Here is a 26,427-nt window from a genome sequence, read left to right as displayed (position 1 = left end):
CATGGCGTCCGGCGCAAATGTGGCGCTGGGCGCGAATCGGGTGGCCGGGTAAGAATGGCCACGCTACCTCGACGCAACGCGTGAGGGGATTGCCATGACGGATGCCAGACAGGTAACACAGCCGCCGATGACCTTGGCTGCATGGGCGCAACTGATCGTGCTCGGCACGATCTGGGGCGGATCGTTCTTTTTCGCCCGCATCGCCGTGCTGGAAATCGCGCCGCTGACGCTGGTTCTGTTGCGGGTCGCCATCGCGGCCGCGGCGCTGCAGCTTTATCTCGCCGCGCGCGGCATCGCGTTTACCCCGGTTCTGAAGAAATGGCCGGTCTTCCTGCTGCTGGCGCTGGTCAACAACGTGATCCCGTTCTCGCTGATGTTTTTCGGCCAGACCGCACTCGGCGCCGGCACCGCCTCCGTGCTCAACGCCACCACGCCGTTTTGGACCATCATTGTGGCAAGCCTGTTCATCGCCGACGAAAAGGCAAGCCCCGCCAAGGTCTTCGGCATCGCTCTCGGCATTGCCGGCACGGCGGTGATGGTCGGTCCCGGCCTCGCCGCCGGGCTGGGCGGGCCGGCCTGGGCCAAGATGGCCCTGCTCGGCATGGCGTTTTCCTACGCTTTCGCCTTCGTCGTGGCGCGCCGCATCACCGGGCTCGCGCCGGCGCTGGTCGCGACCGGCCAGCTTTCGGCCTCCACGCTGATCATGCTGCCGGTTGTCCTCCTGACCCAGGAAACGGCCGAACTGGCGACGGTCGGCGCGGGCGCCTGGGCGGCCGTGCTCGGGCTCGCCCTGTTGTCCACCGCCTTCGCCTACATCCTCTATTTCCGCATCGTCGCGGCGGCCGGCGCGACCAACGCCTCGCTGGTGACGCTGATCGTACCGGTAAGCGCCATCGTGCTCGGCGCCCTGTTTTTGGGCGAGCGGCTCGAACCGTTCGAACTGGCTGGCATGGGGCTGATCGCCTGCGGGCTGCTGGTCATCGACGGGCGCGTCCTGCCCGGCCGGACCGTCGGTGCTGCAGCGCCGAAATCAGCGCCTGGAACTGCAGTGCCGGAAAAAAAATCCACAGGCTCCTGACAGACCGGGGAGCCCGGAATTTCAACGACTAAGACTTTGGTCGCAGGCTGGTTCTGCACAAGCTTGCCGCAGCGCAGCACAAAATCCGCTTGTCAGTGGCCCAAACTCACTTACACTTTTGGCATAGTCTAAAGAGGAGGCTATGAGATGGGACTGACGAAGCCAATCAACGCTTTGATGGTTTGTGCTGCGTTCGCCTTCATCGGCGCCCTCATTCTGGGGGCTCTTCCCTAAAGCTTTCGCGGGGGGAAGCCTCGGCAAGACAGCCACGAAAATCGAGACGGCCGGGACCCACGCCCGGCCGTTTCCTTTTATGTGCGATCCCGGAAACCGGATGCCGGTTTTCGGAACCATGGTGGAACAGGAAAATGGATCATCCGGCGGGGATCATGCCGCCGCCGGCTTCGCGTCCTCCCGCGCCCCGTTGGCGCGTATGCCGATCATGTGGCAGATGGCAAAGGCCAGATCGGCGCGGTTCATCGTGTAGAAGTGGAAATCCGACACGCCGCGCTCTACGAGGTCGAGCACCTGTTCTGCCGCCACCGCGGCCGCCACCAGCGCATGCGTCTGTGGATCGTTTTCCAGCCCCTCGAAGCGTTCGGCCAGCCATGCCGGCACATGCGCCCCGCAGCGGCCGGCGAAATTGGCGACCTGGCCGAAATTGTGCACCGGCAGGATGCCCGGAACGATCGGCACGTAGATGCCGGCCCGGCGGGCACGCTCGACGTAACGCTCGTAGAGATCGTTGTCGAAAAAGAACTGGGTGATGGCGCGCTTGGCGCCATTGTCGACCTTGCGTTTGAGCATGTCGATATCGGTTGCGAAATCCGGGCTTTCGGGATGTTTTTCCGGGTAGGCAGCCACCGAAATGTCCTTGGCGCCGTGTCGGGCCAGCGCCTCGACGAGTTCGGCGGCGTTGGCGTAGCCGCCCGGATGCGGGGCGTAGCGCGTGCCCACCCCGTCGGCCGGATCGCCGCGCAACGCCACGAAGCGCGATACGCCGATGTCGAGGAACTGCCGGATCACCTGGTCGGCATCCTCGCGGGTCGCATCGACACAGGTCAGGTGCGCGGCCGGCGTCAGCGCGGTTTCCCGGATGATGCGCTCGACGGTGCGCGCGGTGCGTTCGCGCGTGGAGCCGCCGGCGCCGTAGGTCACCGACACGAAGGAGGGCGACAGCGGCTGCAGGCGCTCGGTTGTTTCCCAAAGGCGTGCTTCCATGGCATCGCTCTTCGGCGGAAAGAACTCGAACGATACGTCGATCTGATCGCCTATGTCGGGTCGCCGCGAAAGTCGGAACTGGTTCACGAAGTCGTCTCCGTTGGTTGGCCCTCGGCATTGTTGTCGGCCGCGATGAGGAGCCTGCGGTCACGGCCGAGCCAGAGTTTCACGGTAAGCTTGTCGCCGGCGACGCCGGTGGGCGCAAAATCCATCGCCCTTTCCAGGTCGAGACCGGCTTCGTCGAGCCATTCCGTGATCTGACGATCGGAAAAGCCGAGCCGCGCATGGGCGTGCTCGGCGCGCAGGAATTCAAGATCGTGGGGCGCGAAGTCCACGATCAGCATGCGCCCCGACGGGCGCATCAGGCGCGCCGCTTCGCGGATCGCCGCCTGGGGGTCGTCGAGATAATGCAGCACCTGGTGGATGGTGACGAGATCGAAGGCGTCGCGCTCGACCGGCGGCGCGAAAATGTCGCCCTGCCGCACCTGGGCGTTTTCCACCGCCGCCTTGTCGAGATTGGAACGCGCCACCGTCAGCATCTCGCGCGACATGTCCACCCCGACGCCACGCTGGTAAAGCGGCGACAGGATTTCCAGCATGCGCCCCGTGCCGGTGCCCAGATCGAGCATGGTGCGGAACGGCAGCTCGCCGACCAGCTTCAGGATCGCGTCTTCCACCGCCTTTTCCGGCACGTGCAGAGAACGGATGCGATCCCAGGCATCGGCGTTTTCGCTGAAATAGGCGGCCGCCTTTTCCTCGCGCTTGCGCTTGACGTCGGTCAGGCGCTCCAGGTCGCGGTCGACCGGAGATTGCGCGGCATCGATGCGCGCGATCAGGCTGGTGACCAGTTCGCGCTCGAATCCGCTGTCGGCAAGCTGGAAATAGGCCCAGGAGCCTTCCTGGTAACGCTCTATCAGCCCCTCATCGAGCAACAGCTTGAGATGCCGCGACACGCGCGGTTGCGATTGGCCGAGCACCTCGGTGACGTCCGACACGGTCAGATCGCCGCGCGACAGCAAAAACAGAATCCGCATGCGGCTGGATTCGGCCGCCGCCTTCAAGCTATCTACCAGCAAATTGAGGTCGATCTGGCTGCGTGACAGCATCCAAGCCTCCAAATGATATAAAGATATCTTTATATGGATTTTGCGGCAAGCGCAAGACAGGTGTCGCGGACGGGCCAGAAAATGGCGCAGGAACCGTTTCCCGGCAAAACCGATACGCGGACCGGCAGGACAGACGAGGAAAAAATCATGCAGCGCGACGGCGAGACCGCCCTGGATTTCGACCCGAAGGACCTGGCGGCCAGCGCCGGCGTGGTCTTCATCGGCCGGATCGTCTCGCCTTGGAAGGAGCGCGGCGAATGCCCGCGCAACATGGCGAGCGCGCGCGACACCGGGCGCGGCGCGCATATCGAGATCGACGCGCCTTACCGGCCCGGCCTGTCGGGTCTGGAGGAGTTCAGCCATGTCGCGGTCTTGACCTGGCTCGACCGCGCGCCGCGCAACCTGATCAGGCAGATGCCGCGCCATGTCGAGGCGCCACGCGGCGTGTTTTCGCTGCGCTCGCCGGCGCGGCCCAATCCCGTCGGCCTGCACGTGGTGCGCATCACCCATCTCGATCAGGCCGCGGGTCTGATCGACATCGACGCGATCGACGTGCTCGACGGCACGCCGGTGATCGACCTAAAACCCTATTTCGCCAGCATCGACGCCTTCACCGAGGCGCGCAGCCGGCGCGACGGCGACAAAAGATGATCGCCCGCACCGGCCGCCGGCGCGCCATCGCCAAGGCGCTGACCCTGCTCCTGCCGGCCGCGCCCTATGCCGACATCGAAAAAATCCGTGCCGAATCGCTGGCGCCGCATCTGAAGACCCTGCCGGCCTCGCTTGCGGTGTGGCTTGCCGCCGTCGCGCATGTCCGCCACGAACATTCCGCCTATGAGACGCTTCTGGACGAGGGTTACGACCGTGATTCGGCCCACTTCTTCGTTGTCGACGAGATCAACCGGACCCTGACGGCGTGGCGCGCCACGCGCCTGCTCGATCCCGACGACAACGACGCGTAGCTGGCCGGCGGCCACCGACATTTGGCGCAAGATAGCCCGCCTCCTGCCGTGCTAGCCTTAGCGAAAATCGGATGCCGCCATGAACCTGACCAGACGACCCCTTCCCGCCCTATCGCAACGCCACCGGGATCCGCGCCGCTCCCCGGAGGGCGTTGCCTTCATGGATGGCCAGTTCCTGCCGATGTCGGAAGCGAAGATATCGGTCCTCGATTGGGGCTTCCTGCATTCAGACGCGACCTACGACACCGTCCACGTCCGCGACGGCTGTTTCTTCCGCCTAGACCTCCATCTGGAGCGTTTTTTCGCCGGCATGGAGCGGCTGCGCCTCGCCATCCCGCACGACAGCCAGACCGTCGCGCAAATCCTGCACGACTGCGTGGCGCTGTCCGGCCACCGTGACTCTTATGTCGAGATGCTGGCGACGCGCGGCGTCTCGCCGACTTTCAGCCGCGACCCGCGTCAGGCCGAAAACCGCTTCGTCGCCTTTGCCATCCCCTACGGCTCGGTGGCGAACGCCGAACAGATGCGGCGCGGCCTTCATGTCGCCGTGAGCGAACGCGTGCGCATTCCGCCGGCTTCGGTCGACCCGGCGATCAAGAACTATCACTGGCTCGACCTGGTCGGCGGCCTGTTCGACGCCTATGACAACGGTGCGGAGACGGCACTCTTGCGCGACGCCGACCGCAATATCGCCGAGGGTCCGGGCTTCAACGTCTTTGTCGTTTCCAACGACCTGCTTTCCACGCCGGCGCATGGCGTGCTCTCAGGCATCACGCGCCGCACCGTCTTCGACCTGTGCGCCGAACTGGAGCTCACCTGCCGGGCCGAACCGGTGAGCGAGGATGCGCTCAAGGCCGCCGACGAGGTCTTCATCACCTCGACCGCCGGCGGCATCATGCCGGTGACAAAGATTGACGGCGTGGCGATCGGCGACGGCACGCCGGGGCCGCTTACGCGGCGGCTGAGCGACCTTTACTGGCAAAAGCATACCGACCCGGCATGGTCGACGGCCGTCCGCTATCCCTGAAGGTCGCTTCCGGCCTTCGTTACGGCCGGTAGATCCATTGTTCGGAAACCCGCACCGACACCGCCTCGCCGGCGGCAATCCGGCCGGGCTTTTCCACCCAGGCCACCAGCCCGCGCAGGCGCTTGCCGGCTTTCGGAAACGCCAGCGCCCCGGCCTCGCGGTCGGCCATGCCCGCATGGTCGGCGATCGAGCGCCCGGCGACCCGGCACGGCCCGTTCTGACTGTCGACCTTCAGCGTCACGCCGTGCTTGAAGAAAAGCAGCGTGCCGGCCGGCAGCATCGACAGCCGCGGCACGCCCGACAAAACGAGATTGGCGCCGATCCATTCCGGCCGGATTTCGCCTATCCCCATGCCGCGCGCGATCGCGGCCAGCTCGTCGGCCGCCACGATCGAAATCTGGCGTTCGTTGCGCATTGGCGTGCCGCGCGGATACCACGGCTCGCGCCCGCCCGAGCGGCGTGTCGCGCCGGCGTGAAAGTCGCCCCGGATACCGTCGAAATCGAGATCGAGCGCGGCCACGGCCTGGGTGACGAACCCGTCCGACAGCGCCGCGAACACGCCGTCGGCACATGCCGAGAGTTTTTTCGCCGGCATGATTTCCGGCTCCGCGTCAAGCCGTGTCAGCGGCAGGTCCATCGCGCTTTCCTCCCCGTGAAAGGCGCGCACCTTGGCGCGCGGAGCGGGCGAAATCCAGTCAAATGGGATGATCGACCGGTCAGGCGGATTGATCGGTCAGCCGAGCCCCGTGCGCGGCCTCACATCATGCGCAACAGCGCCCCGCCGAGCGAATAACCCGCGCCATAGGTGCACAACAGGCCGAAATCGCCGGCCGTCATGTCGCGATGGTTTTCCGACAGCGCCACCACGGCGCCGGCGGCCGCCGTGTTGCCGAGCCGGTCGAGCACCATCGGCGCGCGGTCGTGGCCGACCTCCTCGCCGAAGGCGAGCTTCAGGATCATGCCGTTCATGCGCGCATTGGCCTGGTGCAGCCAGAAGCGGCGCACGGTCTGCGGCGTATGGCCGTGCTCGGCCAGAAAATCGACGATGAAGCGGTGGCTGGCGATGGTGACTTCCTTGAACACCTTGTTGCCTTGCTGCTTGATCAGCTTGCCTTCCATGCCGATGACGCCGACATCGTCCTGTGCGGCCCGGTTCAGATAGGAGAAATTGGAGCGGATATTGTTGGAAAACTGCGTCCAGCTCCTTGTGTCCATCACTTCGAACCGGCCCGGCCGCTCCTCGTCTGGCCCGACCGCCTCGACCAGCATCGCCGTTGCCGCGTCGCCGAAGATGAAATGGGTCTGCCGGTCGCGGAAATTCAGATGCGGGGTGATCAGCTCCGGCGTGACGACCAGCGCCCGGCGATGCGCGCCCGAGCGCAGAAGGTTGAAGGCGACATGCAGCCCACCGCTCGCCGACGAGCAGCCGAGGCTGAGGTCGAACGCAGCCCCTCTGGCGCCGATCTCCTTCTGGATCTCGATGCCGATCGCCGGGTAAAGCCGCTCCAGATGCGAGGCCGCGCAGATCACCAGATCGACCTCGGACGCGTCGACCCCGGCATCGTCGAGCGCCGTGCGCGCGGCACGCGCGCCGAACTCGGCCAGCACCGACAGATCGTCGTCGGCCCGCGCGGCGATGCGCGGCGCCATGCGCTCCGGATCGAGAATGCCGTCCGGCGTGTGGACGTGGCGTTGCCGGATGCCCGAGGCGTGTTCGATGAAGGCCGCGCTCGACTTTTGCAGCGGCTCAAGCCCGTCGGCCGCCCGGCGCCGGTTGTCGCGCTCGACCCACAAATTGAAGCAATCGACCAGCGCCTCGTTGCCGATCGAGGCTTCGGGAATGCTGACGCCGATGCCCGACAGCGCGACCCGGGCCAGACCCGGTCGGCCGCCGCCCTTGTCCGGCGAGGGCGCGGGCGCGAGGCGCTCGGTGGTGGCGAATGCGCGTGAGGCTTCCATGTCTGCTCTTTATGCCTGTTTTCTACCGCAGTGCAACGCAATTGCCATGGCGCGATCGCGCCACGGGCCTAGCCGGCGCCGCGACGCGCCCGCCTCACCAGGCGCAGATCTTGGTGTTCGTCTCCGGATTGTTCCAGCACGCCGCATCATCGCGGCTGCGCACATATTCGCCCGGCAGCGAAATGTTGCGGTCGCCGAAATTGACGAAACCGAAGGCGAAACCCGGCCGGTCGATGACCAGCGAATAGGTCGGATAGCCGTTCGCTGCGATGACGAACGAGCCGGCCCCGTCGACACCGCGAAAATCGCAATTGTAATAACCGTCATCGGTGGTGAAGCAGCGCGCCGGCTTGGCGAATGCGGCCGCGCTGCCGAGGCCGAGAGCCGCGACGGCGAGCAGCGGCGCGGCTAAGAAAAGACGTTTCATCGGCGGATTTCCCTCCACAACACGCGGTCCCCGGCCGCGCATTTATCGAGCCACGCACCGCGCGGCGGGTCAAGCGATACGGGTCGCGCATTCACCATCGCCGACGCAACTTCTTTACCGGTGTTGCAGCTCGGCATAGGATCGGCTTGCGGGGAACAACGTGACCGAAGGAGGTCCGCCGTGCATAGACGCGCCCTCACCGCACTTGCCGCCATCGCCGTTGCCGCGTCGTCGGGCACCGCTCCGGCGGCCGACTACACCTGCAACACCCTCGTTCCGTTCGGCCAGAAGATGATCTGTCCCGGCTTCGAGCCCAACTGGGCGGTCGAACTCCTCTGCGAGGGACCGGAGATGACGTCGACCTTCATCGACGCCTTTTCGGGCGGCGACATCACGACCACGCCCGGCACGGTCACTTTCTCGTCGGAAGACCCGTGGGCCTTCGAGACCAGCCATCCCGTGACCGGCTCGATCGCCTACACGCCGGCCGCCTGCACCGACGAGGGCGACACCGTCCACGACTTCACCTTCACGCCGACCGGCGCGCCGGGACTTTCGGGACCGTTCTTCCCGTTCTGCTGCCGGCTGGAATGAAGACGCGCGCCGGCAACGATCGTCCGGTTTGCGGCGATCGCAGCGATGTCCGATGAAAAGGCGTGCGCGACGGGGTTTTACCGACAAGGGGCGAGCGCCGGCCGTGCCGAGCGTCGTCATGACGTGTCGTTTGGCAATACCGTCCAGCCGCGGCTGAACGCAAACCCATGCTGGCCCGGGCCGGGAAGCCGGAGCGCGCCGCCAGTGCGACCGCTCGGGCATCGAGAACGCCCGCTCAGGCGCAACAGCGCGGCGAGCGCGGCCGCCAGCGCCCTGAAATAGGCGGCGAGACGTAGCGCGCCGGCCGCGTCATTCCCGATACGAGGCTTTGCCTCAGGGGCCGATGGCGGCAGGCCCGTCGCGTCGGCGACAAACCCGGTCGCCACGGCCTCGGCCCGCCGCAAGATACACAGAACCAAACAGCGGACGGGCCAGGAGCGGGCGCCGGCGCGCTCGGCCAGGGCGGCGAGCGCGACGAGCAGCGCCATGATGCGCCGCAGCGTCCGTCGGTCCCCTTTCGCCACATGCACGTCCATCTTCGATGGTCCTTCGTTCGCCGGCCGCCATTGTCCATCCGCTCACCAGCGGTGTTGACGGACGCAAGGCGGATTTCGCGCAAGACGTTGATTTTGTGAGGGGCGGCGCCGGCATGTGTCCACGCGTTGGCGGCGATCTCGGGCCGGCGGGCGGCTCGTGCCGGTGCAGCGCTTATTAAGGTCAATCCACGACAGGCAAGGCGCGTCGCCGAAGCCACCGGCAGGCTCGCCAAGACCAACCGGCTGGACGTCGCCATGCTTAGCCGCATGGCGCTCTCCTAGAGCTTGAGGCCTGCCCGGTACGCCGGGGCTGTCCGGACCGTCCCTCCCGTTCTGCCGCCGGCTGGAATGAGGGCAAGGGCAAGCGCTGTTTTTGGCCAAGCCAGACATTGCCTGTCCGATCGATTAGCATCTCCAGTTCCATTTTCGCCCGGACTATTTCGACGCTTATTCCCAAGCCGGCAAATCCCTCGTAAGGCAAATCTTCCTCCGTTTATTCGAGGCATGCCGCAATCAGCCGCAAAACGCCGATTATCCAAAGAAAGCTACGTGGTGCGTTAGCGACTTCCGAACCCGAATCGCGCAACATTGACATTCAACAAAAGTTCTGCTTTTGTTCCAAATTAATCAGAGGTTAACACATGAACGCCGAACCTACGGACATCGGTCTTGATCTGTTGCGTAGGACAGAGGGGCAGGCCTATCAGACAGTGCTCGCGGACCCGCCTTGGCGTTTCACCAACCGCACGGGCAAGGTTGCGCCGGAACATCGCCGACTGTCCCGATACGAAACCATGACAACCGACGAGATTTGCGCCCTGCCGGTTCAGGCGCTTACGGTCGAACCGACCCACCTCTATCTTTGGGTTCCGAACGCTCTGCTCCCGGACGGATTGCGGGTCCTTGCTGCCTGGGGCTTCGAGTACAAGGCCAATCTCGTTTGGCATAAGATCAGGAAGGATGGCGGCTCAGATGGCCGGGGGGTCGGATTCTATTTCCGCAACGTTACGGAACTGATCCTTTTCGGGGTGCGGGGCAAGAACGCACGCACGCTTCCACCGGCGCGCAGCCAGGTCAATATGATCCAGTCGCGCAAGCGCGAACATTCACGCAAACCCGACGAACAGTACGAGCTAATCGAGCGGTGTTCGCCCGGTCCCTATCTGGAGCTCTTTGCGCGCGGAACGCGTCCGGGATGGACGTTCTGGGGCAATCAGGCTGATGAGAACTATCGTCCAACCTGGAAGACGTATGCTTACAATTCAGCAGCCGAAGCGGCGGAATAGGTCTATTGGTAATCGAAGCTTATGGAATTTGCTGGAATCCCGATCAGAACGAGCGGGCATGGGTTTCCAACCCCGCGTAGGACCCTGTCCTGAAGCTTGCGCCAATGCGTCGTTGCTTCACCGAATTTGTCACTGGCAAAAGCATCAACCCAAGCTTGGCGAAAATCCCCGGTGCGCTCCGCCCGTTCCGCAACAATTTTCCTTTGGCGCCTTGTCGGTGAATACCCGAATTTATCAAGATCATCAATGTTGTTGATTTTGTTATCATCGGCGAAGCGCCGTAAGAGCGCACGTATTTCACGCTGAAGACTCTCTCCACGTGTTATAATAGCACCAACAGAGACCGCCCCCTCGGCATGAAGTCGCTTAAAACTCTCGAGATCTCGATCAAAAAATGGATCTTTGTTATTCCATTCGATCTCTAATGCAAAAACCCACGAATTATCGCCAAAGCTCTTTACATGGTCTATCTCATGCGAGAGTGCAGCAACTTCACGCTCTTCGAAATCATCCCCCCAACTCACCAACTTACGAACACGGATATTCCTCTTGGTCCAATGGCGCTCGGCCAAACCACGACGCAGCCGTTGCGTCAGGCCAGCTTCTCCTCCGCCACCAGCGACGATTTCAACTATGGGAATATCAAGGGATAAGAGTGCCTCTTCAATTTCCGCTTCCGCCTGGGGCATATCTTGCGAAATGATCGCCTCAGAATGATGAAGTGCGAGCACGTCAAATCCGCGCAACTTCAATTGTTCAAACAAATATCCCCTCCCAACTCTCTGCTCTTCTCCCCTACCGCGTCAGCCTTTTATACGTCACCCGTTTCGGGTTGACGCTGTCGGGGCCGAGCCGGCGGATCTTGTCGGCTTCGTAATCCTCGAAATTGCCCTCGAACCATTCCACGTGGCTGTCGCCCTCGAAGGCCAGGATATGGGTGGCGAGCCGGTCCAAAAACATGCGGTCATGCGAGATGATGACCGCGCAGCCGGGAAAATTCTCCAGCGCGTCCTCGAGCGCGGCCAGCGTCTCGGTGTCGAGGTCGTTGGTCGGTTCGTCGAGCAGGATGACGTTGCCGCCATCCTTCAACAGCTTGGCCAAATGCACGCGGTTGCGCTGGCCGCCCGACAGCGTGCCGACCTTCTGCTGCTGGTCGGCGCCCTTGAAGTTGAACGACGAGCAATAGGCGCGGCTGTTGATCTCGTGCTTGCCGAGCTTGATGATGTCGTTGCCGCCGGAAATCTCCTCCCACACCGTCTTGTCCGGGTTGAGCGTGTCTCGGCTCTGGTCGACATAACCGAGCTTGACCGTGTCGCCGACGCGGATCGTGCCCGAATCGGGCTCGTCCTGGCCGGTGATCATGCGAAACAGCGTCGTCTTGCCGGCGCCGTTCGGCCCGATCACGCCGACAATGCCGCCGGGCGGCAGCTTGAATTCGAGATCGTCGATCAACAGCCGGTCGCCGAAACCCTTGGTAAGCCCATCGGCCTCGATCACCACCTGGCCGAGCCGCTCGCCGGCCGGAATGACGATCTGGGCGTCGCCCGGGCGGCGGTCGTCGGCCTGCTTGACCAGCTCGTCATAGGCCTTGAAGCGCGCCTTGGATTTCGCCTGCCGGGCCTTGGGCGAGGCCGCGATCCACTCGCGCTCGCGCGCCAGCGCCTTTTCGCGCGCCGCCTCCTCGCGGCCCTCCTGCTTCATGCGCTTGGCCTTGGCCTCCAGATAGGCGGTGTAGTTGCCCTCGTAGGGGATGCCGCGGCCGCGATCGAGCTCGAGGATCCAGCCGGTGACATTGTCGAGGAAGTAGCGGTCATGGGTGATGATCAGCACGGCGCCGGGATAGTCGCGCAGGTGCTTTTCCAGCCACGCCGTGGTTTCGGCGTCGAGATGGTTGGTCGGCTCGTCGAGCAAAAGCAGGTCGGGCTTGCGCAACAGGAGCTGGCACAGCGCCACGCGGCGCTTCTCGCCGCCCGACAATTTGTCGACCGAGGCCTCGCCGGGCGGGCAGCCGAGCGCTTCCATGGCCATCTCGACCTGGCTGTCGAGATCCCACAGATTCTGGCTGTCGATCTCGTCCTGGAGCTTGGCCGCCTCGTCGGCCGTCTCGTCGGAATAGTTCATCATCAAGTCGTTGTAGCGGTCGAGGATCGCCTTCTTGGCCGCCACGCCCTCCATGACGTTGCCCATCACGTCGAGCGCGGGGTCGAGCTCCGGCTCCTGCGGCAGATATCCGCAGGTCGCCCCGTCGGCCAGCCACGCCTCGCCGGTGAACTCCTTGTCGAGCCCGGCCATGATTTTCAGCACCGTCGACTTGCCGGCGCCGTTCGGCCCCAGAATGCCGATCTTGGCGTCGGGGTAGAAGGACAGATGGATGTTTTCGAGGATCTTCTTGGTGCCGTAGGCCTTGTTGAGGCCCGACATGTGATAGATGAACTGGCGTGCCATGGCGCGCGTCGCACTCCGTAAACTGGGCTGCGGGGAAAGGGTCGCGGCGTATGTAGGCGAAAGCACCGCCCGGAGCAATGGGCCAGGCCGCCACCCGTGAATGCCGGCTGAACGGCCGGTTCAGCCCGCGTTTCAAATCGGCATGCGAGAGTGGCCTCGTTCCTAGCGAACCCAACCCTTTGCCACTCTGGAGCCCTCAATGATCACAAAACTCATCCTCGCCGGCACGCTCGTCGCCGTCGCCGGCTTTGTCGCCGTCCCGGCCAAGGCCAACAGCCTGTGGATCGAACAGCACGGCTGGTCGCATTCGCTCGGCGCCTCGCAGGACGGCAGCCGCAACCGCATCGGCATCTACCAGAACGGCTATCGCAGCTCCGCCATCGCCGAACAGCGCGGCCGTCGCAATGTCGGCGCGATCGGCCAGGACGGCGCGTATCACCGCGCCCGCACCGATCAATGGGGCAACCGCAACGCCGCCGGCATCGGACAATTCGGCACCGGACACGACGCCATGCTGATCCAGGACGGCAACGGCAATGTCGCCGCCAGCGTCCAGGTGGGGCGCGGCTGTTTAGCCGATGCCGTCCAGGCCGGAAACGGCAATGTCGCGGCGATCGTTCAAACCTGTCGCTAAACGGCGCCGACTGATGCCGGCCGACGCCACCACGCGTCGGCCGGCCGTCGCGCGCCTTCGGAAAAGGTCCAGCATCATGAAAAACCGCGTCCTCGTCGCACTTCTTCCCCTGCTTTCCGTCATCGGCGCGGCGGCCGCCTCCGCGCCGGACGGCAAGGACGGTCCGCTGGGCTGCGAACTCCGCGCCGCGACCCAGAACGGCCGGACCGTGATCGAAGCCGTCGTCCGTGCCGACAGAGCGCTTCGCGGCACCTACCGGCTCGATGTCGAGGGCGGCGCATCCGCCGACAGCGCCCGGATTCGCCAGGGCGGAGAGTTCGACGCCCGCCCCGGCGCGGCAGAAACGCTCGGCCGGGTCGTGCTCGCTTCCGGCGGGCGCTACGAGGCAAGGCTGCGGTTGGACGCCGGCAGGCTGGCCGCGTCCTGCGCGGCCTTCGTCGGCGGTCCCGTCTGAGAGCAGCGCCACCGCTCCCGATGCCGCCGCACGCGCCCGCAAGCGCCGGCGTCCGGTTGCTAAACCGAAGCTGAACGGGCGGTTCCGGCGCGGTTCACCACGCCGGCGTCATGATCACCGCATCAACCGCGCAAGGCCTGCGCGCCCGCACCCCTTGGAGACGACCATGTTTTTTACCGCCACTTCCAGATATTCCGCCCTGTTGCTGGCCGCCGCGATCGGCGTGGCGGCGCCGTCCGTGCCGGCCTCGGCCGGCGGATCGATCGGCATCAGCATCGCCCCCGGCACCGCCGAGGCCGATCGGGCCTTGCGCACCGGCCTGCAGATCTATTCGCTGTTCAATGCCGCGCGCGGCAACGCGCTCGTCCGGCAAAACGGCCAGCGCAACCAGGCGGGCATCGCCCAGGCCGGGCGCGGCAATTACGGGCTTGTCCACCAGGACGGCACCGGACACAGCGGGACCCTGGCGCAGAACGGCGACCGAAACGCCTATGGCCTGTTCCAGTTCGGCCGCGATACCCGGGCGAACGTGACCCAGACCGGACATGGGCGCAGCGGCGCGACGTTCTTGTTCGGGTGGTAGCGCGGCCCGCCGGGCAGCGCCGCCTATTGCAGGCCGGCGGCGTCGATAATGCCCTTCGGGCAGCCGCTCTTGCCGGTCGGCCGCGCGGCGTGAATGAGGTCGGCCAGATCCGCCGCCGGTCCCAACGCGCCGGAAAGCGCAACGGTGATCTCGCCGATCAGCCGGCGGCCGTTCGACGGATCGTCGACGCAGGCAACCCGCACCCTTTTCCCCGCGCCTTTGCCGAACGCCGTGTCGAAAACGCGCCGGATCTCGCCGGCGGTGACCGTCTTGCCGATCCGCGCGGCAAAGAAGGCGCGCACTTTGGAAGCGTTGAGCGCCCGCATCAGCGCCAGCGAGCGGCGATAATAGGTCTCGGCGTCGCCGCCGTAGCACGCGCCGTGCTTGATCCATTCGTGCCGGTGCAGATAGGAGGCCGCGCCCGGCATGACGGTGACGAGTTCGCGCAGCGTCTTCGTCTCCAGGCCGAGTTCGGGAAGGCTTTTCCAGGCCCCCGCCTTGTCGCGCTCGACAAGGGCGGCCGGCACGTCGCAATAGACCGTGCCCGGCGGCTGCGGCCACAGGCCGTGCAGGGAAAAATGCACCGCGTCGAAACGCTCGGCCGTCTGCGTGCGGCATTCGCGCACCGAAGGCCGCGTTTCGCAAAAACCGGGCTGCCAATTGACCGCCAGCACATGGCGGGTCCGGCGGGGCGCTTGTGCGCGTGTCCGCGCGGTCGCCGTCGTGCCGTCGCCGCGGCGGCCGGCCTCGCCCTGCACGAGGCGTCCGCAGCCGGCCCGCACCCAGCGCCGTTCCGGCGCCGCCCCCGGCACCAGCACCAGATAGTGGGTCGGGTCGGCCCGGTTGGCGGCGAGCGCCGCATAGGCCTGGCCGGCCCGCGTCCTGACGTTGCCGGGATTGCCCCTCTTGCGGATCGACGGCGTCGCCGGACAGGCCCTGTCGGCAACGAACCGGCCGTCGAGCGCTACCTCCGCCCTAGCCGGCGCCGGCAGGACCAGGCCGAAGGCCAAGGCCAGAAACAGGGTCGTCAACCGCAGGGCAGGCATCGCGGACTCCGGAAACGGATTGGGCTTCGGACGAAACGGGCATGTTCCTGGCCCGGCAAGGGGCCTGCCTTCCCATATCCGGCAGCCCGGTTTCAAGTCGCATCGTCGCGCGGACGGCTCAGCAGCTTCAGCACCGCCTCGCCCCCGGAGGCGGAAAATCCGTTGCCGTCGGCCGGCGCGACGTACCGGACGACACGCAGCCGCGATCCGGGGATCGTCGCGGCGCGCACGATATCGTCGGGAACGATGGCAAAACGGCCCTGGGTGTAACGCACCGGCAGCTCGAATTCGGGAAAGACGCCGGCCACGAGTTCGGCGCAGGTCAGCCGGGCCTTGTCCGTCCAGTCGAAATTATAGTCGAACGGCCGCCCGATGGCCGCGAACAGGCCGGCATATTTTGCGCGCGCCCAGTCCCGTCCGCCCGGACGCGGGCGCAAAATGACGATTTCGTCGACATCGGTGATCTCGCGCATCGGCGACAGTTGCACGGCGTCGCGCGCGGCTTCGATCACCGGCCGCCCCGCGCGCAGCCGCTCGCGGTGAGGCCTGACCGCGCTCAGCGACCACACGCCGAGCGCCTTCATCTCGGCCGGCGTCCCCAGCCACACCGTGGCGTGGGTGAAATGGCCGGGAATGAGAAGACGGGTCGCGGCCGGGCGCGAACGGATGACGACGATGTCGAGCGGCCGCAACGCGTCGCGCAGAAACCGCTCCAGCCCCGCGCGCCCGTGCAACCGGCCGTGCGGCGCCCTGAGATTGCGCACGATCGGCGCCAGCGGCGCGCCGATTATTCGGGTGAGCGCCAGCCGCGCGTCGAGGTAGCCGGCCCGGGCATAGGGCGGCGCATCGTCGGCCGCGACATAGGACTTGCCGGCCGCGCATGCCGCCAGCAGCACGGTCAGCATCAGCGCGGCCAGCCGCGCCGGCGTCGAGCACCCCGAACCCATGCCGGAAAACCTAGCATGAAACCGCGCCGGCGCCACATCGACGCCGCACGCGGTAGTGGGTCAGTTTGAAATTTATCTTGGGATCGCTCCGATTTCTCGCATCGCGGATTCCAACTGCGATCTCTTTCCGGGTGGGCATGGATGCATGCGACGCCTGGCGTCGATCCGATTGTATGCCTGCCTTGTGGTGAGGCCATAATCTGCGAGGACGTGCGCAATCCAGCATGGCTTTGCCACAAATGACCGGGTGGCCCGGACATGTTCTTGAATGTCTCGATAGGTCGCCATTGGGAAGCCTCCTTTGCCATGAGGCCTTCCAATAAGAGCATAGTTTTGGAGAATACTAGTTCAGGCGAGAGTTTTTTTGTCGTTTTGTATGGACCGTGTTTAGTCGGCGCTTTCGCCAATTCCTTTTCCTCCAAACTGACCCACGACGCCGCACGCGCGCTTTCCGATTGCCCGCGCGGCGATATCGCGCCACTCTTGGACACGAAATCGGGAACCGTCATGCCCTTCGATCAGGAACTGCACCTCGACACGCCGACCGGCGCGCGGCTGAAACTCTACACACGCCGACCCCCCGAGGCGCCGCGCGCCGTCGTGCAGATCAATCACGGCCTGGCCGAGCATGCCGCGCGCTATGCCCGCTTCGCCGATTTTCTGGCCGGGCACGGCATCGCCACCTACGCCCATGACCATCGCGGCCACGGCCACACGCGCGCCCCCGGCGCGCCGCCGCGTGTCTTTTCCACCGACGGCGACGGCGGCGCCAAGGTGATCGCCGACGTCGCCGCCGTCCACGACCATATCGCCGCGACCCATCCCGGCGCGCCGGTGATCGTCTTCGGCCATTCGATGGGCGGGCTGATCGCGCTGAACTTCGTATTGCGGCATTCCCGGCGCGTCGCGGCGGCCGCGATCTGGAACGCCAATTTTTCCGCCGGGCTCACCGGCCGCGCGGCACAGGCGTTGCTTGCCTGGGAGCGGTTGCGGCTCGGTTCCGACGTGCCCTCGCGCCTCTTGCCGAAGCTCACCTTCCAGGCCTGGGCCAAACAGGTGCCCGGCCATCGCACCGCGTTCGACTGGCTGTCGCGCGATCCCGACGAGGTCGACGCCTATATCGCCGATCCGCTGTGCGGCTGGGACGCGTCGGTGTCGATGTGGCGCGACCTGTTTTCCTGGGTGTTCGCCGGCGCCGCCGACGGCAACTTCGCCGGTCTGCGCCGCGAGCTTGCCGTGCAACTCGTCGGCGGCGAGCACGACCCGGCGACCGATGGCGGCAAGGCGGTCCACGCGCTTGCGGCGCGCATGCGGGCAATGGGTTTTCCGAATCTGGTTTCAACGGTTTACGCCGAAACCCGCCACGAAAGCCTGAACGAGGTCAATCGCGATGCGATCATGGCCGATTTCGCCGCCTGGGCAGACCGTGTCCTGGCAGCCGGTTGATGCACCAAACGCATAAGGCGATGCGGCGAATCCGGGCTGACGCTGGGGCGCCGATTTGGTATTCCGGGGCAACCGAAACAACTGGCGCATAATCCCCATGGCAAACCCTCCCCTCGCCGGCATCCGCGTCATCGAGCTCGCCCGCATCCTCGCCGGCCCCTGGGCGGGGCAGTTGCTCGCCGATCTCGGCGCCGACGTCATCAAGGTGGAAAATCCGAACGGCGGCGACGACACCCGTCGCTGGGGGCCGCCCTTCGTGAAAAGCCATGACGGCGAAAATCTTTCGGCCGCCTATTATCATTCGACCAATCGCGGCAAGCGCTCGGTGGCGATCGACTTTTCCACGCCCGAGGGCGCGGAGACCGTCAAGAGGCTGATCGCCACCGCGGACGTGGTGATCGAGAACTTCAAGGTCGGCGGGCTGAAGAAATACGGCCTCGACTACGAAAGCCTGCGGGCGGACAACCCGCGCCTGGTCTATTGCTCGATCACCGGTTTCGGCCAGACCGGGCCCTATGCCCGCCGCCCGGGTTACGATTTCATCATCCAGGGCATGGCCGGCATGATGTCGATCACCGGCGAACCCGGCCGCGAGCCGCAAAAAGCCGGCGTCGCGATTTCCGACGTCTTCACCGGGCTTTATTCCGTCATCGCCATCCAGGCGGCGCTGCGCCACGCCGAACGCACCGGCGAAGGCCAATATGTCGACATGGCGCTGTTCGACACTCAGATTTCGGTGCTCGGCAACCAGAACCTCAACTATCTGGTCTCCGGCACGCCGCCGGTGCAGATGGGCAATGCCCATATGAACATCGCACCCTACGAGGTCTTGCCGGTCGCCGACGGGCACATCATCCTGGCGGTCGGCAATGACGGCCAGTTCCGCCATCTGTGCCAGGTGCTGGGGCTGGATGACCTTGCCGACGATCCCGACTTCGCCACCAACCCGGCACGCGTCGAACATCGCAAGCGCCTGCGCGAAAAGCTGGTCGCCACGCTTGCCGGCTGGCAAAAGCAAGCCTTGCTCGACAGGCTGGAAGCCGCCAACGTGCCCGCAAGCCCGATCAACGATATCGGCGAGGCGTTCGCCGACCCGCAGGCGATCGCGCGCGGCATGCGCATGGATCTCGACGACGGCCAGGGCAATGCGCTGCCGTCGGTACGCGCGCCGATGCTGATGTCGAAGACCCCGCCCGTCTATGACCGGCCCTCGCCGCGGCTTGGCGAGCATACCGGCGAGGTCTTGGCCGAACTGGAGGTAAAAGACGCATGAAAACCGGCGGACAACTGGTCGTCGACTGCCTGGAGGCCAACGGCGTCGAACGCCTCTACAGCGTGCCCGGCGAGAGTTATCTCGCCGTCCTCGACGCATTGCACGATTCCAAGATCGAAAACGTCGTTTGCCGCCAGGAAGGCGGCGCGGCGATGATGGCCGACTGCGAGGGAAGGCTGACGGGAAAACCCGGCGTCTGCTTCGTGACGCGCGGCCCGGGCGCGACCAACGCCTCCGCCGGCATCCATATCGCCCGGCAGGATTCGAACCCCGTGATCCTGTTCGTCGGCCAGGTGGCGCGCGGCAATCTGGAGCGCGAGGCGTTCCAGGAGGTCGACTACAGGGCCTTTTTCGGCACGATGGCGAAATGGGTGGTGCAGATCGACGACGCGGCGCGCGTTCCCGAACTCGTCACCCGCGCCTTCGCGGTCGCCACCTCCGGGCGCCCCGGCCCGGTCGTGGTCGTCCTGCCCGAGGATATGCTCACCGACGCGGTCGAGGCGCCGACGCCCCTGCCCTTCATTGCCGTCGAGACAAGGCCCGGCCGCCCGGAAATGGACCGGTTGGTCGAACTGCTCGAGGCGGCCGAGCGGCCGTTCCTGGTGCTCGGCGGCACGCGCTGGACCGAGGAGGCCGTGAGCCAGGTCTGCGCCGGCATCAGCCGCTGGCGACTGCCGGTAGGCTGCTCCTTCCGCCGGCAGACGCTCTGCGACCAGCTGCACGACTGTTATGCCGGCGACATCGGCATCGGCGCAAACCCGAAGCTCGCGGCCTACATCAAGCAGAGCGACCTCGTCATCCTCGTCGGCTGCCGCTTCGGCGAGATGCCGTCGGCCGACTACACGCTCGTAAAAAGCCCCTACCCCGACCAGAAACTGGTCCACATTTTCCCCGACCCGGAAGAGCTGGGCCGCGTCTACCGGCCCACTTTGGCGATCAACGCCTCCAACACGGCTTTCGCCGCGGCGTTTGCCGAAACGACGCCGGAAGCGCCCCCGCGCTGGGCGAACCGCACCGAGGAATTGCACCAGTCCTATCTCGACTGGTCGACGCCGCCGACGGACGGGCCGGGCGCGGTCAAGATGGGCCCGGTGATGGCGTGGCTGGAGGACAATCTGCCCGAGGACGTCATCATCGCCAACGGCGCCGGCAATTTCGCCACCTGGATGCATCGTTTCCACCGCTATCGCCGCTTCAACGGGCAGGCGGCCCCGACCTCGGGATCGATGGGCTACGGCGTGCCGGCCGGCGTGGCGGCAAAGGGCATCTTTCCCGACCGCGAGGTCGTGGTCTGGGCCGGCGACGGCGATTTTTTGATGAACGGGCAGGAATTCGCGACGGCGGTGCAATATGGCCGGCCGATCATTGTCGTGATCCTCAACAACGGCATCTACGGCACGATCCGCATGCACCAGGAGCGCGACTATCCAGGCCGCGTATCGGGAACGACGCTGACGAATCCGGATTTCGCCGCGCTGGCCCGCGCCTATGGCGGCCATGGCGAAACCGTGGCGACGACGGACGAGTTCGCGCCCGCCTTCGAGCGCGCGCGCGCCAGCGGCAGGCCGGCGATCGTCGAGGTAAAGCTCGACCCCGAGGCAATCACCCCAACCAGGACGCTGACTGAGATCCGCGAAAAGCGATAGGGTCGATCACAAGCCTCATTCCGATTCCCGGCGCCGCGTGTTAGAGCCGCCTCATCTGGGACGCGTGAACTGGAAAGAGGCCCATGCACGAGGGAACCGGACCCGCGATTTCGATCGTCATTCCCTGCAAGAACGAATCCGCCAACCTGGCCGTGCTGCTCGACGAGATCGATGCCGCGCTCGCCGACCGCGACCATGAGGTGCTGGTGGTCGACGACGGCTCGAACGACGACACCCCGGCCATGCTGGCAGGCCGCATCGACGCCGGCGCGCGCCATCTGCGCCATATCCGCCACGACCGCTCGGCCGGCCAGAGCGCGGCGGTGCGCTCGGGCGTGTTTGCCGCGCGCGGCGCGGTGGTGGTGACGATCGACGGCGACGGCCAGAACGATCCGCGCTATCTGCCGGTGCTCGCCGACCGGCTTTTGTCGGCCGACGCCACTGTCGGCATCGTCGCCGGCCAGCGGCTGAAGCGCACCGACACGCTGGTCAAGCGCTGGTCGTCGCGCTTCGCCAATTCCCTGCGTGAGGCGATCCTGCGCGACGGCACGCGCGATTCCGGCTGCGGGCTCAAGGCGCTGCGCGCGGAATTGTTCCGCCAACTGCCCTATTTCGACGGCTGGCACCGCTATCTGCCGGCGCTGGTGCTGCGCGAGGGGTTCGGCGTGCTGCATGTCGACGTCGTCGACCGCGAACGCCGGCACGGCACCTCCAATTACGGCATTCTCGACCGCGGCCTGCGCGGCATTCTCGACCTGTTCGGCGTGTGGTGGCTGCGCCGACGACGCAAGATCGTCCCCCGCATCACGGAGCCGTCCCGATGACCGACACTTTCCAGTCGCTCTACAACTGGGCCTATCAGGTCTTCGTCGACCAGTTCAGCGCCTGGATCCTGCTGGGTTTCGTCGCCCAGGCGATGTTCACCATGCGCTTCCTGGTGCAATGGATCGCCTCGGAACGCGCCAAGCGCTCGGTGGTGCCGGTCGCGTTCTGGTTCTTCTCGCTCGGCGGCGGCACGCTGCTTTTGCTTTACGCCATTCACCGCAAGGATCCCGTCTTCATCGCCGGCCAGGCGCTCGGGCTGGTCATCTACATCCGCAATCTGTGGCTGATCGCCAACGAGCATCGCGGCGCGATGTCCGGCACGGACTGACCGGCCGCCATGAGCGCCGCCCGCGAACACCCGCCCGTGGCCGTCAGGCCCGTCGCCGGCGCGCTCGGCCCGGCGCATTATCTCGGGCTGGCGCTGTTGTGCCTTTTGCTGTTCGTGCCCGGCATCACCACCCTGCCGCCGACCGACCGCGACGAGGCGCGTTTCGTCCAGGCCACCAAGCAGATGGTCGAGAGCGGCGACTATGTCGACATCCGCTTCCAGGACGAGCCGCGCTACAAGAAGCCGGCCGGCATTTATTGGCTGCAATCGGCGGCGGTCGCCATCAGCGGCCAGGGCGCCGACGCGCCGGTCGCCGTCTACCGCACCGTCTCGATCCTCGGCGCGACGCTCGCCGTTCTGGCCACCGCCTGGCTGGGCGCGTGGATGTTCGGCACGGCCGCCGGGCTGATCGCGTCCGTTTCGCTCGCCGGCCTGCTGATCCTCGGCTTCGAGGCCCGCATCGCCAAGACCGACGCGACGCTGCTGGCGACCGGCCTCGTGGCGCAGGCCATGCTGGCGCGGATCTATCTCGGCCACCGCGCCGGCACGCCAATTCCCGGCTGGGCGCCGTGGCTGTTCTGGGCCGCGCAGGGCGCGGCGATCCTGATCAAGGGGCCGGTTATTCCCTTCCTCAGCCTGCTGACAGCCGGCTTCCTGGTGGTCTTCGACCGCGACCGGGCCTGGCTGACAAAAATGCGCGCGCTGCCCGGCGCAGCCTTGATGCTGCTGGTCGCGGCGCCCTGGCTTGCCCTGATCACCTATAAGAGCGGGGCGGCGTTCTGGCAGGAGGCGGTCGGCCGCGACCTGCTCGGCAAGATCGGGTCGGGCCAGGAATCGCACGGCTTTCCGCCCGGCTATTACGTGCTGGTCTATTCGCTCACCATGTGGCCGTTCGGCCTCGCCGCGATCGACGCCGGCCTGCGCGTGCTCAACGGCATGCGCGCCGATCCACGGCTCTTGTTTCTGGCCGCCTGGTACCTGCCCTATTGGCTGATCATCGAACTGGTGCCGACCAAGCTGCCGCACTATATGCTGCCGGCCTTTCCGGCCCTGGTGCTGGCGCTCGGCTGGGCGCTGAGCGACACGGCGGCACGCGACGCGCCGCTGCGGCGCTGGCAGACCTGGCTGCGCTGGGCCACGACGTTCGGCCTCGTCGTCGTCACCGTGGCGCTGGCCGCCATCGCGATCGCCATCACCCCTTACGTGCTGGGCGGCTTTTCCTGGTGGGGCGCGCTCGCGGCCATCGTCGTCGTCGTCACCGGCTGGCTCGGCAGCGGCATCCGCCCGCCGCTCGCTCCCCTGCCGCGCACGCTCGCCGCCGCGCTCGGCGCCGGCGCGACATTGGCGCTCGCCGCGATATTCGTATTGCCGCCGCTGAAACCGATCTGGCTCAGCCCGGAAATCGCGCGCCTGTTTGCCGAGCACAGGTCCTGTCCGCAGGGCCGGCTGGTGTCGACCGGCTATTACGAGCCGAGCCTGATCTTTCTTGTCGGCACCAACACGCTGCTGACCGATCCCGCCACCGCCGCCGAGACCCTGGCCGAAGATCCCGCCTGCACGATGGCGCTGGTGCGCGGCGACCTCACGCAAGCGTTTTTCGCCGCCCTGCCCCAGGGAGCCGACAGCGTGGCGGCGCGCGGCGCGGTGCGCGGCATCAACTATTCCAAGGGGACGCCGCTGGTGCTGACGCTTTACGGCATGGCCGAGTGAGGCGAGCGCGGCGCGAAATTCTCAGGCGGCGTCGAAATCCAGCACCAGCTTCCGCGACAGCGGCCTGGACTGACAGGCGAGCGTGAAACCGGCCTCGATCTCCCACGCTTCCAGCGAGAAATTGACCGCCATTTCCGTTTCGCCCTCGACCACCCGGCAGCGGCAGGTGCAGCACATGCCGCCCGCGCAGGAATAGGGCAGCTCGATGCCGGCCTTGTGCGCGGCGTCGAGCACCGTTCCCGCCGTCTCGTCCATGGCGAATTCGCGCCGCGTGCCGTCGAGCACCACTTCGACCGCGACACCGTCGGTCACAGCCTTCCTGGCCTGCGCGGAAGGCGCACGCGGCCTCGGCGCCTCACCCGTCGGCGTGAAACGCTCGAAACGGATGCGGTCCTCCTCCACGCCATAGGCCTTGAGCATGGCCGCGACGTCGTCGATCATCTCGCCCGGACCGCACAGAAAGACGCCGTCAGAACCGCGCGGATCGATCAGCCCGCGTTCGGCGAGTTCCTTCACCCGTTCGCCGTCGATGCGGCCGTTCAACAGGTCGACATCCTGCTTTTCGCGCGACAGCAGATGCACCAGCGAAAAGCGGCGCAGATGCCGGTCCTTCAAATCCTCCAGCTCCTCGCGAAACATGATCGTCTCGGTCGAGCGGTTGCCGTAAACCAACGCCACCGTGGAGTCCGGTTCGTGCTCGAGCACCGTCTTGGCAATCGACAGCATCGGCGTGATGCCCGAACCGGATGCGATCAGCAGATAATCGTGGCGCGGTCCGAAGAGCGAGGTGAACCGGCCCTCCGGCGGCATGACGCGGATCGTGTCGCCAACCGACAGCGTCTCGTTGACGAACCGCGAGAAACGGCCGTCGGCGACCTTCTTGACCCCGACCTTGAGCTGCGGCTCGCCCGGCGCGGAACAGATCGAATAGGACCGGCGCACATCCTGCCCGTCCAGGCTGGTGGCCAGTGTGAGATATTGGCCCGGCTTGAAGTGGAAGGCGTCGCGAAGCGCATCGGGCACGTCGAAGGCGATCGCGACGGCATCGGGCGTCTGGCGCTCGATGGCGGAAACGGTGAGATCGTGAAAACGGGGTGCCATGGTCAAAACCTCAAGCCTCGGGAGACGGCGCGCCTTGATTGCAACCAAGGGCGCTGCTGCTCAGATGCATTTGAAATAGTCGAACGGTTCCCCGCAGGCCGTGCAGCGGTAATGCGCCTTGCACGGCGTGGAACCGAATTCCGAAACCCGTTCGGTTTCCTCCGATCCGCATTTCGGGCAGGCGACGACGGTCTCGCCGAACAGCGCCCGGATCGAATTGGAGCCCTTCACCGGCGGCGCAATGCCGTAGGCCGTCAGCTTCGCCCGGCCCGCCTCGGTGATCCAGTCGGTCGTCCAGGCCGGCGCAATGACACGCTCCACCCGGGCCTCGAAGCCGGCCTCGCGCAGGGCGGCCTCGACAGAAAGCTCGATGGCGAGCGTGGCCGGGCAGCCGGAATAGGTCGGCGTCACCCTGGCGACCGCGACCTCGCCCTCGATCTCGACCGACCGCAGGATGCCGAGATCGGCAACCGTCACGCACGGCACTTCCGGGTCGGGTACCGCGGCCGCGGCCGCCCAGGCGCGATCGCGATCCGGAGCGGAACTGTCATACTCTTTCGTATCCGGTTTCGGCCCGCCGCCTATCTCTCCCATACCGGCGGAGTTAGGACCGTCATCGCGGCCCGCGCCTGCCTCAAACGTTGCTTGGACGGAGGCCGGCGACGGTGACGGCCGGTCTCTCCTTTCGCGGGGAAGGTGGCCGATGGCCCACAGGGGCGTGCGAAGGGGTGCCTTGTCGGGCGCGTTCTTCACCATGTCGCCCCCGGGTAGGTGCGCTGCATGTGCTGCAGATCGGCCAGGATGAACCCCATCGCCTCGCCATGGCGGCCCTGGCGGCCGCCGGTCTGGGCATAGGCCGCCGGCGCGAAGGTCAGCCGCGCCTCGGCGAAGATCGCGCCGACGGTGCGGTCGAATTCAGCGCGCAACGACGCCGGCTCGGGCGCGATGCCGGCCTTGGTCATCTCCGCGCTGACGGCGTCGCCCTCGAAGAGTTCGTCGACATAAGGTGCGAGCGCGTCGATCGCCGCCTCCATGCGCCGCCGGCTTTCCTCGGTGCCGTCGCCGAGCCGTACCACCCACTCGCCGGCATGGCGGATATGGTAGGCGGTCTCCTTGACGGCCTTGGCGGCAATACCGGCCAGGGTTTCGTCGCGCGACGTCGACGCCATCGTCCAGAACGGCTCCATGAAGGCGGCGAAATAGAGCTGGCGCAGCATGGTGTGGCCGAAATCGCCGTTGGGTCGCTCGACCATCAGGCAGTTCACGTAGTCACGCTCGCGGCGCAAATAGGCGAGATCGTCCTCGCTGCGCCCCTTGCCCTCGATTTCGGCCGCATATTGGTAGAGTGCGCGCGCCTGGCCGATCAGGTCGAGCGCCATGTTCGGCATGGCGAGATCTTCCTCCAGCATCGGCGCGTGGCCGCACCATTCCGACAGCCGATGGCCGAGGATGAGATGATCGTCGGCGAGACGGAGAAGAAATGTCAGCAGGGCATCAGACACGGGCGAACGCCTTTCTCAAAAACATCGCCAGCGCGGCGAGCGACACGACGATCAGAATGGGTGCGATCACCAGCAGGTCGACCCTGATATTGGCCTCGGGCGTCATGATCTGCACGGCGGTCTCCCACAGCGCGTAAGCCAGCCACAACGCCGCCGCGACCTTGACCACGGTCCCTCCCCACGGCGTTGCCCAGCCCATCAGGCCCAACACCACCACCGGCACGTAAACCGCCCAGGGATGCGCAGTCATCGCCACAAACGGACTGAACAGGATTTCGAGCGGGTCCATCG

29 protein-coding genes and 1 pseudogene are annotated in these 26,427 nt (G+C 66.0%); 16 read left to right on the top strand and 14 right to left on the bottom strand.

The features are described from left to right. Nucleotides 1-94: 94 nt before the first annotated feature. On the top strand, nt 95-1,078 hold the full coding sequence (locus GN330_RS07630; RefSeq protein WP_246188591.1) for a DMT family transporter: 984 nt from the start codon (nt 95-97) through the stop codon (nt 1,076-1,078). A 387-nt stretch (nt 1,079-1,465) separates the two neighbouring features. Here the strand turns inward: GN330_RS07630 and metF are convergent, their stop codons facing one another. Both metF and GN330_RS07620 read right to left on the bottom strand, forming a co-directional pair. Further along, nucleotides 1,466-2,386: a methylenetetrahydrofolate reductase [NAD(P)H] gene (metF, locus tag GN330_RS07625; RefSeq protein ID WP_343040415.1), complete on the bottom strand. Its 921-nt coding sequence runs from the start codon at nt 2,384-2,386 to the stop codon at nt 1,466-1,468. Beyond that, nucleotides 2,383-3,405 (bottom strand): ArsR/SmtB family transcription factor, encoded by a 1,023-nt coding sequence (locus tag GN330_RS07620; RefSeq protein ID WP_156712107.1) that lies wholly within the window; start codon nt 3,403-3,405, stop codon nt 2,383-2,385. The genes metF and GN330_RS07620 overlap by 4 nt, the downstream gene beginning before the upstream one ends. An 81-nt stretch (nt 3,406-3,486) precedes the next feature. Between GN330_RS07620 and tsaA the strand changes: the two genes are divergently transcribed. The 3 genes from tsaA to GN330_RS07605 all read left to right on the top strand — a co-directional run bounded on the left by tsaA (nt 3,487) and on the right by GN330_RS07605 (nt 5,394). Then, complete coding sequence (gene tsaA / locus GN330_RS07615; protein ID WP_425487156.1) at nt 3,487-4,056, top strand: tRNA (N6-threonylcarbamoyladenosine(37)-N6)-methyltransferase TrmO; 570 nt, start codon at nt 3,487-3,489, stop codon at nt 4,054-4,056. Further along, the gene (locus GN330_RS07610) at nt 4,053-4,367 is read left to right on the top strand and encodes a DUF2293 domain-containing protein (RefSeq protein WP_156712106.1); all 315 of its coding nucleotides are present in this window, start codon (nt 4,053-4,055) and stop codon (nt 4,365-4,367) included. The genes tsaA and GN330_RS07610 overlap by 4 nt, the downstream gene beginning before the upstream one ends. Before the next feature lie 79 nt (nt 4,368-4,446). Then, nucleotides 4,447-5,394, top strand: a complete 948-nt coding sequence (locus GN330_RS07605; protein WP_246188590.1) for an aminotransferase class IV — start codon at nt 4,447-4,449, stop codon at nt 5,392-5,394. A gap of 19 nt (nt 5,395-5,413) precedes the next feature. Here GN330_RS07605 and GN330_RS07600 read toward each other — a convergent pair whose 3' ends face one another. From GN330_RS07600 to GN330_RS07590, 3 genes are all read right to left on the bottom strand, one after another. Then, complete coding sequence (locus GN330_RS07600) at nt 5,414-6,031, bottom strand: MOSC domain-containing protein (protein ID WP_156712104.1); 618 nt, start codon at nt 6,029-6,031, stop codon at nt 5,414-5,416. Between the two features lie 119 nt (nt 6,032-6,150). Further along, nucleotides 6,151-7,272 carry a beta-ketoacyl-ACP synthase III gene (locus GN330_RS07595; protein WP_156712869.1) on the bottom strand — a complete coding sequence of 374 codons (1,122 nt, stop codon included), beginning with the start codon at nt 7,270-7,272 and terminating at the stop codon, nt 6,151-6,153. A gap of 175 nt (nt 7,273-7,447) precedes the next feature. Further along, nucleotides 7,448-7,780, bottom strand: a complete 333-nt coding sequence (locus GN330_RS07590) for a hypothetical protein (protein WP_156712103.1) — start codon at nt 7,778-7,780, stop codon at nt 7,448-7,450. Between the two features lie 180 nt (nt 7,781-7,960). Here GN330_RS07590 and GN330_RS07585 point away from each other — a divergent pair, with 180 nt between their 5' ends. Continuing rightward, complete coding sequence (locus GN330_RS07585; RefSeq protein ID WP_197435090.1) at nt 7,961-8,374, top strand: hypothetical protein; 414 nt, start codon at nt 7,961-7,963, stop codon at nt 8,372-8,374. Between the two features lie 116 nt (nt 8,375-8,490). Here GN330_RS07585 and GN330_RS07580 read toward each other — a convergent pair whose 3' ends face one another. After that, nucleotides 8,491-8,910, bottom strand: a complete 420-nt coding sequence (locus tag GN330_RS07580; RefSeq protein WP_156712102.1) for a hypothetical protein — start codon at nt 8,908-8,910, stop codon at nt 8,491-8,493. Between the two features lie 159 nt (nt 8,911-9,069). Here GN330_RS07580 and GN330_RS23745 point away from each other — a divergent pair. Together GN330_RS23745 and GN330_RS07570 are read left to right on the top strand one after the other, a co-directional pair. Next, nucleotides 9,070-9,180, top strand: a pseudogene (locus GN330_RS23745) (IS110 family transposase); the annotation flags it as partial. Nucleotides 9,181-9,551: 371 nt separating this feature from the next. Continuing rightward, a complete protein-coding gene (locus GN330_RS07570; protein ID WP_156712101.1) occupies nt 9,552-10,196 on the top strand; it encodes an MT-A70 family methyltransferase in 645 nt (214 codons plus the stop codon). Nucleotides 10,197-10,198: 2 nt separating this feature from the next. Here GN330_RS07570 and GN330_RS07565 read toward each other — a convergent pair whose 3' ends face one another. Beyond that, a complete protein-coding gene (locus GN330_RS07565; RefSeq protein WP_156712100.1) occupies nt 10,199-10,960 on the bottom strand; it encodes a BglII/BstYI family type II restriction endonuclease in 762 nt (253 codons plus the stop codon). Nucleotides 10,961-10,991: 31 nt separating this feature from the next. Beyond that, nucleotides 10,992-12,641, bottom strand: a complete 1,650-nt coding sequence (gene ettA, locus GN330_RS07560; RefSeq protein WP_156712099.1) for an energy-dependent translational throttle protein EttA — start codon at nt 12,639-12,641, stop codon at nt 10,992-10,994. Between the two features lie 199 nt (nt 12,642-12,840). Here ettA and GN330_RS07555 point away from each other — a divergent pair, with 199 nt between their 5' ends. From GN330_RS07555 to GN330_RS07545, 3 genes are all read left to right on the top strand, one after another. After that, the gene (locus GN330_RS07555; RefSeq protein WP_156712098.1) at nt 12,841-13,275 is read left to right on the top strand and encodes a curlin; all 435 of its coding nucleotides are present in this window, start codon (nt 12,841-12,843) and stop codon (nt 13,273-13,275) included. 76 nt (nt 13,276-13,351) lie between these two features. Continuing rightward, nucleotides 13,352-13,729 carry a curli-like amyloid fiber formation chaperone CsgH gene (gene csgH, locus GN330_RS07550; protein WP_156712097.1) on the top strand — a complete coding sequence of 126 codons (378 nt, stop codon included), beginning with the start codon at nt 13,352-13,354 and terminating at the stop codon, nt 13,727-13,729. A gap of 166 nt (nt 13,730-13,895) precedes the next feature. After that, a complete protein-coding gene (locus GN330_RS07545) occupies nt 13,896-14,312 on the top strand; it encodes a curlin (protein ID WP_156712096.1) in 417 nt (138 codons plus the stop codon). A 23-nt stretch (nt 14,313-14,335) separates the two neighbouring features. Here GN330_RS07545 and GN330_RS07540 read toward each other — a convergent pair whose 3' ends face one another. Both GN330_RS07540 and GN330_RS07535 read right to left on the bottom strand, forming a co-directional pair. After that, on the bottom strand, nt 14,336-15,358 hold the full coding sequence (locus GN330_RS07540; RefSeq protein WP_156712095.1) for a ribonuclease T2 family protein: 1,023 nt from the start codon (nt 15,356-15,358) through the stop codon (nt 14,336-14,338). A gap of 92 nt (nt 15,359-15,450) precedes the next feature. Further along, nucleotides 15,451-16,305, bottom strand: a complete 855-nt coding sequence (locus GN330_RS07535) for a YiiX/YebB-like N1pC/P60 family cysteine hydrolase (protein WP_156712094.1) — start codon at nt 16,303-16,305, stop codon at nt 15,451-15,453. 507 nt (nt 16,306-16,812) lie between these two features. On the opposite strand from GN330_RS07535, the gene GN330_RS07530 reads away from it, so the two are divergent. From GN330_RS07530 to GN330_RS07505, 6 genes are all read left to right on the top strand, one after another. Continuing rightward, a complete protein-coding gene (locus tag GN330_RS07530; RefSeq protein ID WP_156712093.1) occupies nt 16,813-17,751 on the top strand; it encodes an alpha/beta fold hydrolase in 939 nt (312 codons plus the stop codon). A gap of 97 nt (nt 17,752-17,848) precedes the next feature. Continuing rightward, nucleotides 17,849-19,024 (top strand): CaiB/BaiF CoA transferase family protein, encoded by a 1,176-nt coding sequence (locus tag GN330_RS07525; RefSeq protein ID WP_156712092.1) that lies wholly within the window; start codon nt 17,849-17,851, stop codon nt 19,022-19,024. Further along, nucleotides 19,021-20,670, top strand: a complete 1,650-nt coding sequence (locus GN330_RS07520) for a thiamine pyrophosphate-binding protein (RefSeq protein WP_156712091.1) — start codon at nt 19,021-19,023, stop codon at nt 20,668-20,670. Before GN330_RS07525 ends, GN330_RS07520 begins: the two co-directional genes overlap by 4 nt. Nucleotides 20,671-20,753: 83 nt before the next feature. After that, nucleotides 20,754-21,494 (top strand): glycosyltransferase family 2 protein, encoded by a 741-nt coding sequence (locus GN330_RS07515; RefSeq protein ID WP_156712090.1) that lies wholly within the window; start codon nt 20,754-20,756, stop codon nt 21,492-21,494. Beyond that, the gene (locus GN330_RS07510) at nt 21,491-21,823 is read left to right on the top strand and encodes a lipid-A-disaccharide synthase N-terminal domain-containing protein (protein WP_156712089.1); all 333 of its coding nucleotides are present in this window, start codon (nt 21,491-21,493) and stop codon (nt 21,821-21,823) included. Before GN330_RS07515 ends, GN330_RS07510 begins: the two co-directional genes overlap by 4 nt. A gap of 9 nt (nt 21,824-21,832) precedes the next feature. After that, nucleotides 21,833-23,533 (top strand): ArnT family glycosyltransferase, encoded by a 1,701-nt coding sequence (locus GN330_RS07505; protein ID WP_246188589.1) that lies wholly within the window; start codon nt 21,833-21,835, stop codon nt 23,531-23,533. 21 nt (nt 23,534-23,554) lie between these two features. On the opposite strand, the gene paaE is transcribed toward GN330_RS07505, so the two are convergent. From paaE to GN330_RS07485, 4 genes are all read right to left on the bottom strand, one after another. Continuing rightward, nucleotides 23,555-24,634, bottom strand: coding sequence for a 1,2-phenylacetyl-CoA epoxidase subunit PaaE (gene paaE, locus GN330_RS07500; protein ID WP_156712088.1), 1,080 nt, complete (start codon nt 24,632-24,634; stop codon nt 23,555-23,557). A gap of 60 nt (nt 24,635-24,694) precedes the next feature. Continuing rightward, nucleotides 24,695-25,228 (bottom strand): 1,2-phenylacetyl-CoA epoxidase subunit PaaD, encoded by a 534-nt coding sequence (paaD, locus tag GN330_RS07495; RefSeq protein WP_197435089.1) that lies wholly within the window; start codon nt 25,226-25,228, stop codon nt 24,695-24,697. 155 nt (nt 25,229-25,383) lie between these two features. Then, entirely contained in the window at nt 25,384-26,136 is a 753-nt protein-coding gene (paaC, locus tag GN330_RS07490; protein WP_343040404.1) for a 1,2-phenylacetyl-CoA epoxidase subunit PaaC, read from the bottom strand. Next, nucleotides 26,129-26,425, bottom strand: a complete 297-nt coding sequence (locus tag GN330_RS07485; protein ID WP_156712086.1) for a hypothetical protein — start codon at nt 26,423-26,425, stop codon at nt 26,129-26,131. Before GN330_RS07485 ends, paaC begins: the two co-directional genes overlap by 8 nt. Between the last annotated feature and the right edge of the window lie 2 nt (nt 26,426-26,427).

Source organism: Nitratireductor arenosus (assembly GCF_009742725.1).
GTDB classification, from domain to species: Bacteria; Pseudomonadota; Alphaproteobacteria; order Rhizobiales; family Rhizobiaceae; genus Mangrovimarina; species Mangrovimarina arenosa.
Note: the sequence above shows the minus strand (reverse complement) of the source record. Positions and strands in the feature narration are given on the sequence as shown.

What these genes read in the sequence shown, in the direction of transcription:
- GN330_RS07520 (WP_156712091.1), top strand. Translation starts at nt 19,021, where the DNA reads ATGAAAACCGGCGGACAACTGGTCGTCGACTGCCTGGAGGCCAACGGC.
- GN330_RS07515 (WP_156712090.1), top strand. Translation starts at nt 20,754, where the DNA reads ATGCACGAGGGAACCGGACCCGCGATTTCGATCGTCATTCCCTGCAAG.
- GN330_RS07580 (WP_156712102.1), bottom strand. Translation starts at nt 8,910, where the DNA reads ATGGACGTGCATGTGGCGAAAGGGGACCGACGGACGCTGCGGCGCATC.
- GN330_RS07530 (WP_156712093.1), top strand. Translation starts at nt 16,813, where the DNA reads ATGCCCTTCGATCAGGAACTGCACCTCGACACGCCGACCGGCGCGCGG.
- GN330_RS07630 (WP_246188591.1), top strand. Translation starts at nt 95, where the DNA reads ATGACGGATGCCAGACAGGTAACACAGCCGCCGATGACCTTGGCTGCA.
- GN330_RS07610 (WP_156712106.1), top strand. Translation starts at nt 4,053, where the DNA reads ATGATCGCCCGCACCGGCCGCCGGCGCGCCATCGCCAAGGCGCTGACC.
- GN330_RS07540 (WP_156712095.1), bottom strand. Translation starts at nt 15,358, where the DNA reads ATGCCTGCCCTGCGGTTGACGACCCTGTTTCTGGCCTTGGCCTTCGGC.
- GN330_RS07620 (WP_156712107.1), bottom strand. Translation starts at nt 3,405, where the DNA reads ATGCTGTCACGCAGCCAGATCGACCTCAATTTGCTGGTAGATAGCTTG.
- ettA (WP_156712099.1), bottom strand. Translation starts at nt 12,641, where the DNA reads ATGGCACGCCAGTTCATCTATCACATGTCGGGCCTCAACAAGGCCTAC.
- GN330_RS07555 (WP_156712098.1), top strand. Translation starts at nt 12,841, where the DNA reads ATGATCACAAAACTCATCCTCGCCGGCACGCTCGTCGCCGTCGCCGGC.
- GN330_RS07510 (WP_156712089.1), top strand. Translation starts at nt 21,491, where the DNA reads ATGACCGACACTTTCCAGTCGCTCTACAACTGGGCCTATCAGGTCTTC.
- paaE (WP_156712088.1), bottom strand. Translation starts at nt 24,634, where the DNA reads ATGGCACCCCGTTTTCACGATCTCACCGTTTCCGCCATCGAGCGCCAG.
- paaD (WP_197435089.1), bottom strand. Translation starts at nt 25,228, where the DNA reads ATGGGAGAGATAGGCGGCGGGCCGAAACCGGATACGAAAGAGTATGAC.
- GN330_RS07590 (WP_156712103.1), bottom strand. Translation starts at nt 7,780, where the DNA reads ATGAAACGTCTTTTCTTAGCCGCGCCGCTGCTCGCCGTCGCGGCTCTC.
- GN330_RS07605 (WP_246188590.1), top strand. Translation starts at nt 4,447, where the DNA reads ATGAACCTGACCAGACGACCCCTTCCCGCCCTATCGCAACGCCACCGG.
- tsaA (WP_425487156.1), top strand. Translation starts at nt 3,487, where the DNA reads ATGGCGCAGGAACCGTTTCCCGGCAAAACCGATACGCGGACCGGCAGG.
- GN330_RS07535 (WP_156712094.1), bottom strand. Translation starts at nt 16,305, where the DNA reads ATGGGTTCGGGGTGCTCGACGCCGGCGCGGCTGGCCGCGCTGATGCTG.
- GN330_RS07600 (WP_156712104.1), bottom strand. Translation starts at nt 6,031, where the DNA reads ATGGACCTGCCGCTGACACGGCTTGACGCGGAGCCGGAAATCATGCCG.
- GN330_RS07525 (WP_156712092.1), top strand. Translation starts at nt 17,849, where the DNA reads ATGGCAAACCCTCCCCTCGCCGGCATCCGCGTCATCGAGCTCGCCCGC.
- GN330_RS07545 (WP_156712096.1), top strand. Translation starts at nt 13,896, where the DNA reads ATGTTTTTTACCGCCACTTCCAGATATTCCGCCCTGTTGCTGGCCGCC.
- GN330_RS07485 (WP_156712086.1), bottom strand. Translation starts at nt 26,425, where the DNA reads ATGGACCCGCTCGAAATCCTGTTCAGTCCGTTTGTGGCGATGACTGCG.
- GN330_RS07570 (WP_156712101.1), top strand. Translation starts at nt 9,552, where the DNA reads ATGAACGCCGAACCTACGGACATCGGTCTTGATCTGTTGCGTAGGACA.
- csgH (WP_156712097.1), top strand. Translation starts at nt 13,352, where the DNA reads ATGAAAAACCGCGTCCTCGTCGCACTTCTTCCCCTGCTTTCCGTCATC.
- GN330_RS07505 (WP_246188589.1), top strand. Translation starts at nt 21,833, where the DNA reads ATGAGCGCCGCCCGCGAACACCCGCCCGTGGCCGTCAGGCCCGTCGCC.